Annotated in this window: 14 protein-coding genes; 7 read left to right on the top strand and 7 right to left on the bottom strand. The window is 65.4% G+C overall.

The genetic code is table 11. From position 1 onward, the window contains the following. Positions 1-125 precede the first annotated feature (125 nt). From nadE to QRN51_RS18330, 4 genes are all read left to right on the top strand, one after another. Complete coding sequence (gene nadE, locus QRN51_RS18345) at positions 126-947, top strand: NAD(+) synthase (RefSeq protein WP_284991247.1); 822 nt, start codon at positions 126-128, stop codon at positions 945-947. A 255-nt stretch (positions 948-1,202) separates the two neighbouring features. Then, positions 1,203-2,918 carry an AMP-binding protein gene (locus QRN51_RS18340; RefSeq protein ID WP_284991246.1) on the top strand — a complete coding sequence of 572 codons (1,716 nt, stop codon included), beginning with the start codon at positions 1,203-1,205 and terminating at the stop codon, positions 2,916-2,918. A gap of 26 nt (positions 2,919-2,944) precedes the next feature. Beyond that, entirely contained in the window at positions 2,945-3,451 is a 507-nt protein-coding gene (locus QRN51_RS18335; RefSeq protein ID WP_284991245.1) for a MarR family winged helix-turn-helix transcriptional regulator, read from the top strand. Between the two features lie 85 nt (positions 3,452-3,536). After that, positions 3,537-4,370, top strand: coding sequence for a sulfurtransferase (locus QRN51_RS18330; RefSeq protein ID WP_284991244.1), 834 nt, complete (start codon positions 3,537-3,539; stop codon positions 4,368-4,370). Here the strand turns inward: QRN51_RS18330 and QRN51_RS18325 are convergent. The 7 genes from QRN51_RS18325 to QRN51_RS18295 all read right to left on the bottom strand — a co-directional run bounded on the left by QRN51_RS18325 (position 4,357) and on the right by QRN51_RS18295 (position 11,883). Then, positions 4,357-5,136, bottom strand: a complete 780-nt coding sequence (locus tag QRN51_RS18325) for an enoyl-CoA hydratase (RefSeq protein WP_284991243.1) — start codon at positions 5,134-5,136, stop codon at positions 4,357-4,359. The genes QRN51_RS18330 and QRN51_RS18325 overlap by 14 nt on opposite strands. Positions 5,137-5,215: 79 nt before the next feature. Further along, positions 5,216-6,136 carry a 3-hydroxyisobutyrate dehydrogenase gene (gene mmsB / locus QRN51_RS18320; protein ID WP_284764097.1) on the bottom strand — a complete coding sequence of 307 codons (921 nt, stop codon included), beginning with the start codon at positions 6,134-6,136 and terminating at the stop codon, positions 5,216-5,218. After that, a complete protein-coding gene (locus QRN51_RS18315; RefSeq protein WP_284991242.1) occupies positions 6,129-7,175 on the bottom strand; it encodes an enoyl-CoA hydratase/isomerase family protein in 1,047 nt (348 codons plus the stop codon). The genes mmsB and QRN51_RS18315 overlap by 8 nt, the downstream gene beginning before the upstream one ends. Next, the gene (locus QRN51_RS18310) at positions 7,175-8,674 is read right to left on the bottom strand and encodes a CoA-acylating methylmalonate-semialdehyde dehydrogenase (protein WP_284991241.1); all 1,500 of its coding nucleotides are present in this window, start codon (positions 8,672-8,674) and stop codon (positions 7,175-7,177) included. The genes QRN51_RS18315 and QRN51_RS18310 overlap by 1 nt, the downstream gene beginning before the upstream one ends. Before the next feature lie 146 nt (positions 8,675-8,820). After that, complete coding sequence (locus QRN51_RS18305) at positions 8,821-10,212, bottom strand: cryptochrome/photolyase family protein (protein WP_284991240.1); 1,392 nt, start codon at positions 10,210-10,212, stop codon at positions 8,821-8,823. 74 nt (positions 10,213-10,286) lie between these two features. Beyond that, positions 10,287-10,958 (bottom strand): fasciclin domain-containing protein, encoded by a 672-nt coding sequence (locus tag QRN51_RS18300; protein WP_059388488.1) that lies wholly within the window; start codon positions 10,956-10,958, stop codon positions 10,287-10,289. A gap of 148 nt (positions 10,959-11,106) precedes the next feature. Then, positions 11,107-11,883 carry an IclR family transcriptional regulator gene (locus tag QRN51_RS18295; protein ID WP_284991239.1) on the bottom strand — a complete coding sequence of 259 codons (777 nt, stop codon included), beginning with the start codon at positions 11,881-11,883 and terminating at the stop codon, positions 11,107-11,109. Positions 11,884-12,091: 208 nt separating this feature from the next. Between QRN51_RS18295 and QRN51_RS18290 the strand changes: the two genes are divergently transcribed. The 3 genes from QRN51_RS18290 to QRN51_RS18280 are packed head-to-tail and all read left to right on the top strand — an operon-like array spanning position 12,092 to position 14,720. Then, positions 12,092-12,808, top strand: a complete 717-nt coding sequence (locus QRN51_RS18290) for a CoA transferase subunit A (RefSeq protein WP_284991248.1) — start codon at positions 12,092-12,094, stop codon at positions 12,806-12,808. Positions 12,809-12,834: 26 nt separating this feature from the next. After that, positions 12,835-13,518: a CoA transferase subunit B gene (locus tag QRN51_RS18285; RefSeq protein WP_059388487.1), complete on the top strand. Its 684-nt coding sequence runs from the start codon at positions 12,835-12,837 to the stop codon at positions 13,516-13,518. After that, positions 13,515-14,720: an acetyl-CoA acetyltransferase gene (locus tag QRN51_RS18280; RefSeq protein WP_284991238.1), complete on the top strand. Its 1,206-nt coding sequence runs from the start codon at positions 13,515-13,517 to the stop codon at positions 14,718-14,720. The genes QRN51_RS18285 and QRN51_RS18280 overlap by 4 nt, the downstream gene beginning before the upstream one ends. Positions 14,721-14,816: the final 96 nt, after the last annotated feature.

The raw sequence follows: 14,816 nt of genomic DNA, 5'->3' as shown, positions 1-14,816 counted from the left end.
CTCGCTCACATCATGAGCGAGCGTTCCTCGATTAGCGCCCATATCTGAGCGAGCGTTCCTCGATTGGCGGACTTCGGGGATGACACAGTTGAGTGTTTCAAGTACTGGTTACTAGTGTTGGGGACATGCGCACACTCCAGGCCACGATCATTGCGGAAATGGGCGTCCAGCCCCGGATCGACCCTGCCGAGGAGGTCCGCAAACGCGTCACGTTCCTGAAGGAATACCTCAAGGCCACACACACCAAGGGCTTTGTCCTGGGCATTTCCGGCGGACTCGACTCTTCCCTTGCCGGCCGGCTTGCCCAGCTGGCCGTCCAAGAGCTTGAGGCCGAGGGCGTCGAGGCGAACTTCGTGGCCGTCCGGCTCCCTTACGGCACCCAGCACGATGAGGACGACGCCCAGGCCGCGCTCGACTTCATCCAGGCCAAGACCGAATGGACATTCAACATCTCGCGCGCAGTGGACGGTTTCGAGGATGAGTTCGAAAAGACCACAGGCGCGCGCATCTCGGATTTCCACAAGGGAAACACGAAGGCCCGGGCCCGCATGACCGCCCAGTACGCCCTCGCCGGCGAGCACAACTACCTGGTGATCGGCACGGACCATGGAGCCGAATCCGTCACCGGGTTCTTCACCAAGTTCGGCGACGGCGGCGCGGACATCCTGCCGCTCTTCGGCCTCAACAAACGGCAGAACCGTGCACTCCTCGCCGCGCTGGGCGCCCCGTCCCGCATTTGGGACAAGGTCCCCACGGCCGACCTCCTGGACGGCACACCCGGCCGCACCGACGAGGACGAGCTCGGCATCAAGTACGACCAGATCGACGACTACCTCGAAGGCCGGGACGTCTCCGACGAGGTCGCGGAGACCATCGAACAGAAGTACCTGCGCACGCGGCACAAGCGCACCGTTCCGGTCACGATTTTCGACACGTGGTGGAAATAGCAATCGCCTGAACCGGCGCGCCGCCGTCACGCCGAGCGACTTTTTGCAGCGCACGACGGCGATCTGCCGCGCCGTAGCGGGGGGCGCCGCCGTCGTCATTCCACAAAAGCCTGCCCTGCGTGACGGGACGCAGCACCGCACGGCTGCCTCTTCCAAACCCTTGGATGTCCTAGTATATTGCAGGTGAGGCGGATCACACGGGCAGCCCCTTCCCGGTCCGCGTTTACCCATTCCACGCAGGGCGAAAGGCAGACAATGACAGTCACCGACGACTTCCGTGCAGCCCGCGACCGGCTCCTTGAGCTGCGCACCGACTACTCCCGCGCACACAGCGAATTCCAGTGGCCCCGCTTCAGCGAGTTCAACTTCGCCCTCGACTGGTTCGACCAGATCGCAGCCAATCCCGCCATGGCCAACAACCCTGCGCTCGTCATCGTCGAGCAGGACGGCAGCTCCACCCGCCGCAGCTTCGCCGAGCTCTCCGCACGGTCCTCGCAGCTCGCCAACTGGCTCCAAGCCAAGGGCGTCCGTCGGGGAGACCGCATGATCATCATGCTCGGCAACCAGGTGGAACTGTGGGAACTCATGCTCGCCGGGATCAAACTCGGCGCGGTCCTGATCCCCACCACCACGCTCATGGGCCCACGCGACATCGCGGATCGCGTGGAACGCGGCGGCGCCCGCTGGGCCGCCGTCGGAAGCGCCAATATCGCCAAGTTCGCCGAGGTCCCGGGCGATTACACCCTCATTGAAGTGGGCGACGGCCAGACCCCCGGTGCCCTTCAGTATGTCGAATCGGGTTCCGCAGAGACGACGTTCGTCCCGGACGCCCCCACCGTCGCCGACGAAACCATGCTCCTCTACTTCACCTCGGGCACTACGTCGCGGGCGAAGCTGGTGGAGCACACCCACACCTCGTATCCGGTCGGGCACCTCTCCACAATGTATTGGATCGGCCTGGAGCCTGGAGACGTCCACCTCAACGTGGCGTCCCCCGGTTGGGCCAAGCACGCGTGGTCCAACGTTTTCACGCCCTGGATCGCCGAGGCCTGCGTCTTCGTCTACAACTACGACCGCTTCGATGCCAAGGCCCTCATGGAACAGATGGGCCGCGAAGGAGTCACGAGTTTCTGCGCCCCGCCCACAGTATGGCGCATGCTCATCCAGGCCGACCTGACCCTGCTCAAAACCCCGCCCACCAAGGTGGTTTCAGCGGGCGAACCGCTCAACGCCGAGGTGATCGGGCAGGTGGAGAGGGCCTGGGGCCAAACCATCCGCGACGGCTTCGGCCAGACAGAGTCAACAGTCCAGGTCGCGAACACTCCGGGGCAGCCGGTCAAGACAGGCTCCATGGGACGGCCGCTGCCGGGCTACGACGTCGTGCTCGTTGACCCTGCCACTGGCGAAGAGGCCGACGACGGCGAGCTGTGCTTGCGCCTGGACCCCCGCCCCGTGGGGCTCATGAAGTCCTACTTCGGCGACCCGGAAAAGACGGCCGAGGCCTTCCGCGACGGTTATTACCACACGGGCGACATGGCCAGCCGGGACGGGAACGGCGTCATTACCTACGTGGGCCGCGGGGACGATGTCTTCAAGTCATCGGACTACCGCTTGTCCCCTTTCGAACTCGAAAGCGTCCTGATCGAACACCCCGCGGTGGCGGAGGCCGCCGTCGTGCCCTCTCCGGATCCGGTGAAGCTTTCGGTGCCCAAAGCGTTCGTGGTGCTCGCCGCCGGCTACGAGCCCGGCCCGGCTGTGGCGGAGGACATCCTCAGATACTGCCGGCAGCATTTGGCGCCATTCAAGCGCATCCGGCGGCTCGAATTCGGCGAACTGCCCAAGACGATTTCCGGCAAGATCAGGCGCGTCGAACTTCGGGGCACGGAGGTGGCCCGCCATGGCGATGGTCCGCTGCCGGCCGGCCTGGGTGTGGAGTACACCGAGGACGAGTTCCCGAGTCTGAAAGAATAGGCAGCCAAGCAATGTCAGGAGGTACCGTGGGCAGCCCACTCCCCCGCGACCCCATCGCCGACGCCCAGCGAAACTGGGAACGCCACGGCTGGGGCGACGTCGCCGCGCCCATGGCGGCCATCACCGCGATCATGCGTACGCAGCAGATCCTTTTGGCGCGGATCGAGGGCGTCTTGAAACCATTCGGCCTGACCTTCGCGCGCTACGAGCTCCTGGCGCTACTGAGTTTCGCCCGCAGCGGCGCGTTGCCCATGAACAAGGCCAGCGCGCTGCTCCAGGTGCATCCGACGTCGGTGACCAACGCCGTCGACCGTCTGGAAAAGGCAGCCCTCGTGGTCCGCTCCCCGCACCCCACTGACGGGCGCACCACGCTGATCGAACTCACCGCGGACGGCCGCACCCTCGCGAAGCGCGCGACGACGGCACTCAACAACGAGGTGTTCGGCCAGTCCGGTTTCGGGGACGAAGACGTCGAGCACCTGATCCGCGTACTGGGAGACTTCCGCAAGGCGGCGGGCGACTTCACGGACTGACCCCCACCGGCGTGGGCCCACCACCTCTTGACCGCATTGCGAGATACGCATATCAAATAATGAGACTCATGCATAGCATTGAGCCATGAAGAGTGCAGCGATAGAACCCTTTGTCGACGTCGAATGGTTATCTCAAAACGGTCGCCGCGTGGTACTGGCCGATGTGCGCTGGTACCTCGACGGGCGCTCGGGCCGGGCGGCGTACGACGGCGGGCACATCCCCAGTGCCGTTTTTGTCGACCTGGATCGATGGCTCTCGGCTGAGGGCTCGCCTCTCAAGGGAAGAAACCCGCTCCCCCCGCCGGAAGATTTTGCCCTTGGGATGCGGGAAGTGGGAATCAGCGACGACCACATCGTGGTGGCTTACGACGACGCCGGCGGAGTCATCGCCGCACGCTTGGTTTGGATGCTGCGCGCCACAGGCCACAGCTCCGCCATTCTGGATGGCGGGTTGGCGAGCTATGAAGGGCCCTTGGAAACCGAACATCCTTCGAGGCCCGCAGGTGATTTCACCGCACAACCGTGGCCCAGGAACCGCCTGGCGGAGATCCACGAGCTCTCGATCGAATCAAACCTCGCCGTGGACGCACGCAACCGCGACCGATTCGAGGGCAGGCAGGACCCCATTGATCCAAGGCCCGGGCATGTGCCCGGCGCGCGGAACGTCCCGTGCAGGGAGAACCTGGACCCCGCCGGGAAACTGCGCAGCAAGGGCGAGTTGCTGCGCATCTTCGCCACGGCGGGCATCACATCGGCCGAGAACGTGATCAGCTATTGCGGGTCCGGGGTGACGGCCTGCCACAATCTTTTGGCCCTGGAGCACGCCGGCCTCGGACACGGGCGGCTCTTCACGGGCGGGTGGTCCCAATACGGCCACGCGCTAGAACTCCCGGTCGAGCTCGGGACTAGCGGTGCTTGAACTCCGGCTGGCGCTTCTCGGTGAACGCCGCCATGGCTTCTTTTTGGTCCTCGGTGGCAAACAATGAGTGGAAGATCCGGCGCTCAAACAGGACACCCTGGGAGAGGCCGGTTTCGAAGGCTGCGTTGACGGCTTCCTTGGCCACCATGGCAACCGGTTTGGACTTGGACGCGATCACTTTGGCGGCCTCCAGGGCCTCCTCCACCACGGATGCGGCGGGCACGACGCGGGAAACGAGTCCCGCCCGCTCGGCTTCATTGGCGTCCATGAACCGCCCGGTGAGGATCATGTCCATCGCTTTGGCCTTGCCCACGGCATGGGTCAGCCGCTGCGAACCGCCCATGCCCGGAATGACGCCGAGGTTGATTTCCGGCTGGCCGAACTTGGCGTTGTCGCCGGCAATGATGAAATCGCACATCATGGCAAGTTCGCAGCCCCCGCCGAGGGCGAAACCGGACACCGCGGCAATCACGGGAATGCGCAGGCGCGTGAGGTTTTCCCAGGCGCGGAACCAGTCGGCGGCGTACATTTCCATGTACCCCTTGGATGCCATCTCCTTGATGTCGGCGCCGGCCGCGAAGGCCTTCTCCGAGCCGGTGATCACCACGGCGCCCACCCCGGGATCCGCATCCATGTCCGACACGGCGGCCACGATCTCATTCATGGTGGCCTGGTTCAACGCGTTGAGCGCCTTCGGCCGGTTCAGGGTCACCAGGCCTACCCGTCCACGGAGTTCCACCAGGATGTTTTCGTACTGCTGCGCCAAGCCGTGCCCCTTTTGTCGGTTGCTCAGTTGTGTCGGTTGCCCACGTTGTGGGCCCCCGGAAATGACCTACCCGCCAAGGCTACTTGGCGGACTTGTCCCGGATGTCCGTGATGATGCCGGAGAAGTCGCGCCCGGCTCCGCCTTCGGCGGCGAAAGCGTCGTAAATCCTCGAGGCGAGGTGTCCCATTTGCCCGTCCACTCCGGTGCTCTCAAGCGCGTTGACCGCGAGCCGCAGGTCCTTGGCCATGAGCGCTCCGGCGAATCCGGGCTGGTAGTCGCGGTTGGCCGGGCTCGTGGGAACCGGTCCGGGAACCGGGCAGTTAGTGGTCAGCGCCCAGCACTGCCCCGAGGCGTTGGAGGCGACGTCGAACAACGCCTGGTGAGTGAGGCCCAGCTTCTCGCCCAGCACGAACGCCTCGCTGACGGCAATCATGGAAACGCCCAGGATCATGTTGTTGCAGACTTTGGCGGCCTGCCCGGCTCCGTGGTCGCCGCAGTGCACGATCCTCCGGCCCATGAGCTCCAGGATCGGCTTCACCGTTTCGAAGTCCTCGGGCAGTGCCCCCACCATGAAGGTCAGGGTCCCGGCTTCGGCACCCACCACGCCTCCGGAAACCGGCGCGTCCACGGAGCGGTGGCCAGCCTCCAGCGCAATGGCTGCTGCCTCGCGTGCCTCGTCTACGTTGATCGTGGAGCAGTCGAGGAACAGCGTGTCCGGCGCAGCTACCGAGAGCAGGCCCGGTGCTCCGTCCACTCCCCGGTAGGCGTCCAGGACGTGCTTGCCGCTGGGCAACATGGTCAGGACAACGGAGGCCCCCGCGACCGCTTCCGGGGCGGAATCCACCGTGGCAATACCGTGTTCACGCGCCGCCTCGAGTGCTGCCGGCACGGGATCGTACGCGACGACGTGATGCCCTGCTTTGACAAGGTTCACGGCCATCGGGCCGCCCATGTGGCCAAGGCCGAGGAAAGCGATGGTGCCGGAAACTGCGTCAGACATGGTCGGACTCCTTTGAATGAAGTTTGAGTTCACGATCGCCGAGCGGCGCGAAGAAGCCCTCGACGGCGGCCGGCGACACCTCCGCCAGGGAAGCCGGCTTCCACTGCGGGTTGCGGTCCTTGTCCACCACCTGGGCACGGATCCCCTCGCGAAAATCAGGCCCGGCCAGGCACCGCACGCCAACGCGGTATTCCTGCTCCAAGGCCTCGTCGAGGGAGAGCCCCTTGACCCGCCGCAGCGATTCCAGGGTGACCTTCACGGCTGTAGGCGACTTTGCCCCGATCGTCTCGGCGGCTGAAGCGGCTTCCCCGCCGGCGTTGCGCAGCCTCGCGACGATTTCCTCGGCGTCATCCGAAGCGTAGGCGTCGTCGATCCACTTGCGCTGGCCGGACAACGCCGAGGCCGGCGGTTCCTGCGCGAAGCGCCCGACGGCGGCCTCCGCCGTCGAGCTTTCCAGCGCTTCCGCGAGCGCGGGCAGGCTTTCGGACGGGACGAAGTGGTCCGCGAGCCCCAGGAACAAGGCGTCAGCTCCGCTTAAATGGGCACCCGTGAGGGCGGCGTGGGTACCGGACTCCCCCGGCGAGCGGGAGAGCAGAAGGGTCCCGCCGACGTCGGGCACAAAACCAATGGTGGTTTCCGGCATGCCCGTGCGGGTCCTCTCTGTGACCACACGGGCTGAGCCATGGGCCGATATCCCGACCCCGCCGCCGAGGACCAGTCCATCCATGAAGGCCACGTAGGGCTTCGGGTACCGGGCAATGAGTGAGTTCAAGCGGTATTCCGCAGCCCAGAAATCCGCGGTCCGGTCTCCGCGGCGCAGGATGTCGTCGTAGATCGCCACGATGTCTCCACCCGCGCATAGTCCGCGGTCCCCGGCGCCGTGCACCAGAACGGTCTTGATGGCGTCGTCCTCCGCCCACGCGGTGAGCTGCTCCAGCATGGCGTGCACCATGCCGGCGGTGAGGGCGTTGACGGCCTGTGGCCGGTTCAGGGTGATGACGCCGAGGTGGCCGCGCTTCTCGAACAGGACCTCGGCCATCAGCTGCCGGCCGGCATCACGAAGCTGGCGCCCTGGCGGATGCCGGAGGGCCAACGGGTGGTGACCGTCTTGGTCTTGGTGTAGAAGCGGAACGCGTCCGCGCCGTGCTGGTTGAGGTCGCCGAAGCCCGAGGCCTTCCATCCGCCGAACGTGTAGTACGCAATCGGGACGGGAATGGGAACGTTGATGCCCACCATGCCCACTTCGACGCGGCTCGCGAAGTCGCGGGCCGCGTCGCCGTCGCGGGTGAAGATCGCGACGCCGTTGCCGAACTCATGCTCGGAGCAGAGCCGCAGCGCTTCTTCGTAGTCAGCTGCGCGGAGGACGCTCAGGACCGGGCCGAAGATCTCCTCCTTGTAGATGGACATGTCCTTCGTGACGTTGTCGAAGAGGGTGGGGCCCACCCAGAAACCTCCGGCGTAGCCGTCCACCTTCAGGTCGCGCCCATCGGTGACGAGCGTGGCGCCCTGGTCGACACCGGCCTGGATGTACCCCTCGATACGGTGTTTCGCCGAGGCGGCCACGACAGGTCCGAAGTCCGAATCCGCAGCCAGGCTCGGGCCCACCTTCAGGCCCTTGATGCGGTCCTGCAGCTTCGAGACGAGCTGGTCCGCCGTCTCCTGGCCAACCGGCACGGCCACCGAAATCGCCATACAACGCTCGCCGGCGGAACCGAAGCCGGCACCGATGAGGGCATCCGCTGCCATGTCGAGATCGGCGTCGGGCATGATCACCATGTGGTTCTTGGCGCCGCCGAAACACTGGGCGCGCTTCCCGTGGGCCGCTGCCGTGGCGTAAATGTACTGGGCAATCGGCGTGGATCCAACGAAGCCGATAGCCTTCACCCGCGGATCCTCGAGGAGGGTATCCACGGCTTCCTTGTCACCGTTGATGACATTGAAGACGCCGTCCGGCAACCCCGCCTCGGTAAAGAGCTCGGCCAGGCGCAGCGGCACCGAAGGGTCGCGCTCCGAAGGCTTGAGGATGAAGGCGTTGCCGGCCGCCAGCGCGGGGCCGGACTTCCACAGCGGAATCATGGCCGGGAAGTTGAAAGGCGTGATGCCCGCGACGACGCCGAGCGGCTGGCGCAGCGAGTGGACGTCGATGCCGGTGCCGGCGTTGTCCGAAAATTCGCCCTTGAGCAGGTGCGGTGCCCCGGCGGCGAACTCCACCACCTCGATGCCGCGCTGGATATCACCCTTGGCGTCGGGGAAGGTCTTGCCGTGCTCGGACGAAAGGAGCGTGGCGAGTTCGTCCATGTGCTCGTTGACCAAGTCCACGAACTTCAGCAGGATCCGGCCGCGGCGCTGCGGGTTCATGGCGCCCCATTCGAGCTGGCCCTTCTCCGCGCTCGCAATGGCGTTCCTGACCTCATCTGCACTGGCCAAGGGAAGCCGAGCCTGGACCTCGCCGGTACAAGGATTGTAGACATCGCCAAAGCGCGTGGAGGTGCCATCGACCCTCTGGCCGTCAATGTAGTGGGAAAGTTCGCGCACCATGGAATGCTCCTTTGCATAGGGGGAATGCCCGCCATCGGCCTCGAAAGCGCAAGTCCAACTGCGCTCCCGGACGTCTTTGATCCCGAATATACTCGGACTTCCTACTAATTTCTAGAGGACGTCAGCTCGTGCCCAGGTGGCCTGGCTCAACGAGGAAGCGAGCCGTAGGCATCCAGAGCCTCCCGCCGCGAGGCCTTAAGGTCCACCACCGGCTCCGGATAGTCCGCCGTGGACAGCTCGGGGATCCACCGGCCAACGTATCTGCCGTCGGGATCGAATTTCGCTGCCTGGGTCTCCGGATTGAAGATCCTGAAGAAAGGCGAGGCGTCCGCGCCGGAACCGGCTACCCACTGCCAGTTCGCAGGATTGGACGCAGGATCGGCATCCACCAAGGTGTCCCAGAACCATTGCTCGCCCACTTGCCAATGGATGCCCAGGTTCTTCACCAGGAGGCTGGCGGAAACCATGCGGACCCGGTTGTGCATCCATCCCGTGTGCCACAATTGCCGCTGGCCGGCGTCCACCATGGGGAACCCGGTGCGGCCCTCCTGCCATGCGCGAAGGAGGTCGGCGGCCTCCGTGACTTCCCCAAGCGGTCCCGCACCCTGACCACCGGGCCAAGCCCACGGATAATGGTCGAACCCGGGCCGCAAATTGGCCGTTGCCAGATCCGGGTGATGGAAGTATTGGTGCCAGCAGAATTCACGCCAGCCGAGTTCCGAGGCGAAAACTGCCGCACCGTCGCCCAGTTCCCGGCGCCGGCCCTGCTGGGCGTGCCACACCTCGAACGGGCTGAGCTGTCCCCACCGCAAGAAGGGCGACAACCGGCTGCTGCCCGGCAGGTCCGGCCGATCCCGGTTCACCGAATAGTCCGCCAGCCCGTGCTCCAGGAAGTCATCAAGAAACTCATGTGCCTGGGCCGAACCCGGCTGCCAACTTTCGGACAATCCGGCCGACCAGTCGGGGTTGCGGGGCAACAATCCCCAAGAGTCCAATTCCTCGGATTCAGGCAGCTGGGCGGAGAATCCCCGGCCCGGTTCCGGAGCCTCCAACGGATCACGGAAATCCAGCCCGGACACGGTCCGCCAAAAAGGCGTGAAGACCTTGAACGGCCCCCCTTGCTTCGTGGTGACGGCCCACGGTTCATGCAGCAACGATGCCTGGAAACTCTCCGAGTGCATTCCGGACTCGCGCGCCCAGGCCTTGATGCCGGCGTCGAGCGTTCGCTCTGCCTCGCCGTAACGGCGGTTCCAGTACAGCGATCCGGAACCCATCGCCGTCGCGGTCTCTCGGACGATCTCCGCCGCCGGTCCGCGGCGCAGCAAGAGCGGCACGCCCAGGGCGGCGAGGTCTTCGCGAAGGGCAAGCAGGGAATGATGCAGCCACCATCGGGAGGCTCCGCCAAGCGGCCTGATGCCCGGCGATTCCTCGTCGAGTACATAGAGCGCGACGGCGGCGCCGTCCTCGGCTGCCGCCCGCAGCGCCGGGTTGTCCGTGGCCCGGAGGTCGTCCCGGAACCACACGATCGACGGCTTCACTATTTCCCCTCGGATTTCGCGCAAAGGCCATGCCCCCTAGGACGAATCCTAAGGGGCATGATCTGTGTTGAGATTTACTTAGGCATCAGGACGGAGTCAACCAGGTACACCGTGGCGTTGGCAGTGTGGACGCCGCCGCAGATCACGGCGGAACCTCCGTCAACCTTGAGTGCGTCCTTGGTTCCCGTAACGGTCACGGAGTCGCCCTCAACCGTCTTGTGGGTTCCCACGATCTGGTCCGGGGTCAGCTGGCCGGGGATGACGTGGTAGGTGAGGATCTTGCTCAGTGTAGCGTCGTCGGTCTTGAGGCCGTCGATGGTGGCGGCGGGGATCTTGGCGAAAGCGCTGTCCACGGGAGCGAAGACAGTGAACTGGCTGCCATTAAGCGTGTCCACCAGGTTGACCTTGGGGTTCAGCTTGCCGGACACAGCGGCCGTCAGGGTCTTGAGCAACGGGTTGTTGGAAGCGGCCACGGCTACGGGGTCGAGCGCCATGCCGGCAACGGAACCTGCACCGCTGGGAACCTGGGAGGCGTAAGCTGCACAGCCCGGGCCAACCAGGTCTTTGCTCGGGTCCATCGCGGCACTTGCCGACGCTGAGGGGGTCGCTGCCATGGTGGACGACGGGCTCGGAGCCGCCGATGAGGGTGAAGCCGTGGTAGCGGAGCCGCCACATGCAGTGAGGCCCAGCAGGGCGGAAGCGGCGAGGCCGGCGATCGCAAAAGACGTGCGCTTTGTAGCAAGCATGACATTTCTCCTTCAAACGGACTGACATTCGGTGCCGGTTGATTCCGGCGTGAAAGCACTTCACCCTTGCGGGCTAAGTCCTTATGCCAGCTATTCGGAGGTGCGGGCCACAGGGATGGGTGAGTTTCAAAACTTAATTTGAAAGGGGTTAAGCGGAGCTCATGCGGTGGGCTTCTTCCATGAGCAACTTGCCGAGGAATTCCTGGCGTTCAGGACGGAACCGCGGTTCGATCCCTGTGAGGGACAGAGCGCCGATTGGCCGGCCCAGCTGGTCGAAGACGGCGGCGGCCATCCCCCAACTGCCCTCCAGCACCAAACCGGGATTCACCGAGTACCCGGCCATCCGGGTCTGCTCAAGGTTCCGGCGCACCACGCTCTCAGTGTGGCCAGCGGCGAAGTCCCCGGCGTGTCGTTCCCAGCCGGACAAGATCGTTTCCTGCTCCTCGTCCGCCAGGAAGGCCATGATCGCTGTGCCCGCCGACGCGACGCCGAGCGGGAACCTGACGCCCTCGTGCAAGACGAATGACCGCACCGGGAAGCTGCCTTCCTCGCGAAGCACGCACACGGTTTCGTGGCCACGACGGATCGAATAGAAGGCGCTTTCGCCGCTCTCCTCGGCGAGGCGGCGGAGGCTGGGCCGCGCCAGGTCCTCAACCGGGAACCGGGCCGCCGCCACCGAGCCCAGGAGGAAGATCTCCGGCCCCAAGATCCAGTTACCGGTCCGCTGATCGTGGTCCAGCAGGCCTTCAGCGGCGAGGGAGGCGAGCAAGCGGTGCACCGTGGGGCGGGTCAAGCCCGACTCGCGGACCAGGCCAGCGATGGACATGCCCTCCGGCTTGCGTCCCACGAGCCGGAGGAGCGCAGCGACCCGGCCTACCACTTGGGCGCCCTGGACCGGCTTGGTTTGCGGATGCTGAGTTGGCAACGCTACCCCTCTCCAAAGATTTCCTCCACAATGTGGGCACTTCAAAGAGTAGCGTCCACACTGTGCAAGTTCAGCCTTGCTGGCCAAGGAACGCCGTTGACCCTCCGCGCAGAACCGCCATATGCTCCTTTTCAGACCGCCAACTCAGCCCAGTGTCCACAAAGTGGATAGCCGCTGGGCGACCCAACTCAAAGACGAGGACAACGCCATGGCCAAAATCCACCCCAGCGCCGCCGTTGCACTACAGGACGTCCTCCGCGACGGCCAGACGATCGCCGTCGGCGGCTTCGGCCTCAGCGGCATCCCCGCCGACCTGATCGACGCCGTCCGCGACTCGGGCGTCAAGGAGCTGACGGTGGTTTCCAACAACATGGGCATCGACGGCAAGGGGCTCGGCGTCCTCATCGAAGCCGGCCAGGTCCGCAAGGTCATCGCCTCGTACGTGGGCGAGAACAAGCTCTTCGCCGAGCAGTACCTCTCCGGCCAGCTTGAGGTCGAGTTCGCTCCGCAGGGCACGCTCGCCGAACGCCTCCGCGCCGGCGGGGCAGGCATCCCGGCTTTCTACACGCGGACCGGCGTCGGAACCCTGGTTGCCGAGGGCAAACCGCTCGAAGAGTTCGACGGCGTCACGTACGTCCGCGAGCGCGGGATCGTCGCCGACGTCGCGCTGGTCCACGCCCATACCGCGGACACGGACGGCAACCTGATCTACCGCTACACGGCCCGGAACTTCAACCCCGTGGTGGCGACGGCGGGAATCGTGACCATCGCCGAGGCCGAAGTGATCGTGGAGCCCGGCGAATTGGATCCGAACCACGTCGTGACACCCGGCGTCTACGTCCAACGGCTGGTCCAGGCGAGCGGCCGGCCCAAGGACATTGAGCAGCGTACCGTCCGGCCCCGCACTGATGCCCTGGCCGTCTGAACACCACCAAGCGAAGGAGTACCACCATGGCATGGACCCGCGACGAGATGGCCGCCATTGCGGCCCAGGAACTCAACGACGGCGATTACGTCAACCTCGGCATCGGCATTCCCACCCTCGTTGCCAACAACCTGCCCGACGGCGTACGGGTCGTGCTGCAGAGCGAAAACGGCCTCCTCGGGATGGGGCCTTTCCCCTATGAAGGCGAGGAAGACGCGGACCTTATCAACGCCGGCAAGCAGACCGTCACGGTCCTGCCCGGCGGCAGCATCTTCGACTCCGCGACGTCGTTCGGCATGATCCGCGGCGGACACGTCAAGGTTGCCATCCTCGGCGCCATGCAGGTTTCGGGCAACGGAGACCTCGCCAACTGGACCATTCCGGGAAAGATGGTCAAGGGCATGGGCGGCGCCATGGACCTGGTGGCCGGGACACCGCGCGTCGTGGTCCTCACCGAGCACAACGCCAAGGACGGGAGCGCCAAGATCGTCCGGGAATGCACCCTGCCGTTGACGGGCCTCCAGGTGGTGGACCGCATTGTCAGTGACCTCGCGGTGTTCGATTTGTTCAAGAACGACAACGACCATGGGCGGCAGCTGACGCTGACCCGCCTCGCGCCCGGGGTCACCGTCGAAGAGATCCAAAGCAAGACGGGGGCCGCGTTCACGGTCTCCTTGGAAGAAGCCGCCCTCGAAGGAGCCACAGCATGAGCCTGCAAAACCAGTTCGGCAAAGACGTCCTCCTCACCGGTTGGGGACACAGCAAGTTCGGCAAGCTCACGGACGAGACGCTGGAGTCCCTGATCGTTCAGGTGTCCGCGGAGGCCATCCGGAACTCGGGCCTTGAGCCGCGGGACATCGATGAGATCTACCTCGGCCAGTTCAACTCGGGCATGCAGCCCCTGGGCTTCACGTCCTCCTTGGCCCTGCAGCTGTCCGAGGACCTCGCCAATGTGCCCGCAACCAGGACCGAAAACGCCTGCGCCTCCGGTTCCGCCGCATTCCAGCAGGGCGTGAAGGCTGTCTTGGCCGGGACGGCCCGCAAAGTGCTGGTGATCGGTGCCGAAAAGATGACCGACGCCGGGGCCGACGTGGTGGGAGCCGCACTCCTTGGCGCGTCCTACGAGATGGCAGGCAAGGCCTCCACCACCGGCTTCACGGGACTGTTCGCCGAGGTAGCCAAGCACTACGAGAAGCGCTACGGAGCGGGCCTGGGCGGAGCGGGTCTGGGCGACATCCTTGGTTCCATCGCCGCCAAGAACCACCACAACGGCATGGACAACCCCTACGCGCAGATGCACCGGGACTTCGGCGAGGAGTTCTGCCGGACGGTTTCCGAGAAGAATCCCATGGTGGCCGAACCGCTCCGCCGCACCGACTGCTCCCCCGTGTCCGACGGCGCCGCCGCCGTCGTGCTCTCCCTCGGCCCGGCGTCGGGCGCTGCTACTGAACCCGTGCGACTGGCGGGCTTCGGGCACGCAAACGACTTCTTCCCGGCAGAACGCCGCGACCCTACGGAGTTCGCGGCCACGCGGGTGTCCTGGGAGCGCGCGCTGGGGATGGCCGGCGTCGGGATCGACGGGCTGGACTTCGCCGAAGTGCACGATTGCTTCACGATCGCCGAACTGATCATGTACGAGGCCATGGGGCTGACGCCGCGCGGCGAAGGTTCCCGCGCGGTGCAGGAAGGCTGGGTCTACAAGGACGGCAAGCTGCCCATCAATGTGTCCGGCGGGCTCAAGGCCAAGGGCCACCCCGTGGGCGCCACCGGTGTGTCGCAGCACGTCATCGCGGCCATGCAGCTCACGGGAACCGCGGGCGCGATGCAACTGCCCAACGCCCGCCGCGGAGCCGTACAAAACATGGGCGGCGTAGGCATCGCGAACTACGTGAGCGTCCTAGAAGCAGTCTAGCCTCGGTATTTCACGGGGCGGCCACCCCAACTGACTCGCAGTTGTTGACCCTTCTATAGTTGTCAAGCGTTGCAGGGGGCTGGGCTTGTGGCGTTG

Origin of the sequence: Arthrobacter sp. efr-133-TYG-120, assembly GCF_030209785.1 — a bacterium.
GTDB lineage: Bacteria > Actinomycetota > Actinomycetes > Actinomycetales > Micrococcaceae > Arthrobacter.
The sequence above is the reverse complement of the archived record's forward strand: the minus strand, read 5'-3'. Positions and strand labels throughout refer to the sequence as shown.

Coding starts and splice junctions, on each gene's coding strand:
- QRN51_RS18280 (WP_284991238.1), top strand. CDS start 13,515: ATGAGCCTGCAAAACCAGTTCGGCAAAGACGTCCTCCTCACCGGTTGG.
- QRN51_RS18285 (WP_059388487.1), top strand. CDS start 12,835: ATGGCATGGACCCGCGACGAGATGGCCGCCATTGCGGCCCAGGAACTC.
- QRN51_RS18310 (WP_284991241.1), bottom strand. CDS start 8,674: ATGGTGCGCGAACTTTCCCACTACATTGACGGCCAGAGGGTCGATGGC.
- mmsB (WP_284764097.1), bottom strand. CDS start 6,136: ATGTCTGACGCAGTTTCCGGCACCATCGCTTTCCTCGGCCTTGGCCAC.
- QRN51_RS18340 (WP_284991246.1), top strand. CDS start 1,203: ATGACAGTCACCGACGACTTCCGTGCAGCCCGCGACCGGCTCCTTGAG.
- QRN51_RS18315 (WP_284991242.1), bottom strand. CDS start 7,175: ATGGCCGAGGTCCTGTTCGAGAAGCGCGGCCACCTCGGCGTCATCACC.
- QRN51_RS18290 (WP_284991248.1), top strand. CDS start 12,092: ATGGCCAAAATCCACCCCAGCGCCGCCGTTGCACTACAGGACGTCCTC.
- QRN51_RS18330 (WP_284991244.1), top strand. CDS start 3,537: ATGAAGAGTGCAGCGATAGAACCCTTTGTCGACGTCGAATGGTTATCT.
- QRN51_RS18300 (WP_059388488.1), bottom strand. CDS start 10,958: ATGCTTGCTACAAAGCGCACGTCTTTTGCGATCGCCGGCCTCGCCGCT.
- nadE (WP_284991247.1), top strand. CDS start 126: ATGCGCACACTCCAGGCCACGATCATTGCGGAAATGGGCGTCCAGCCC.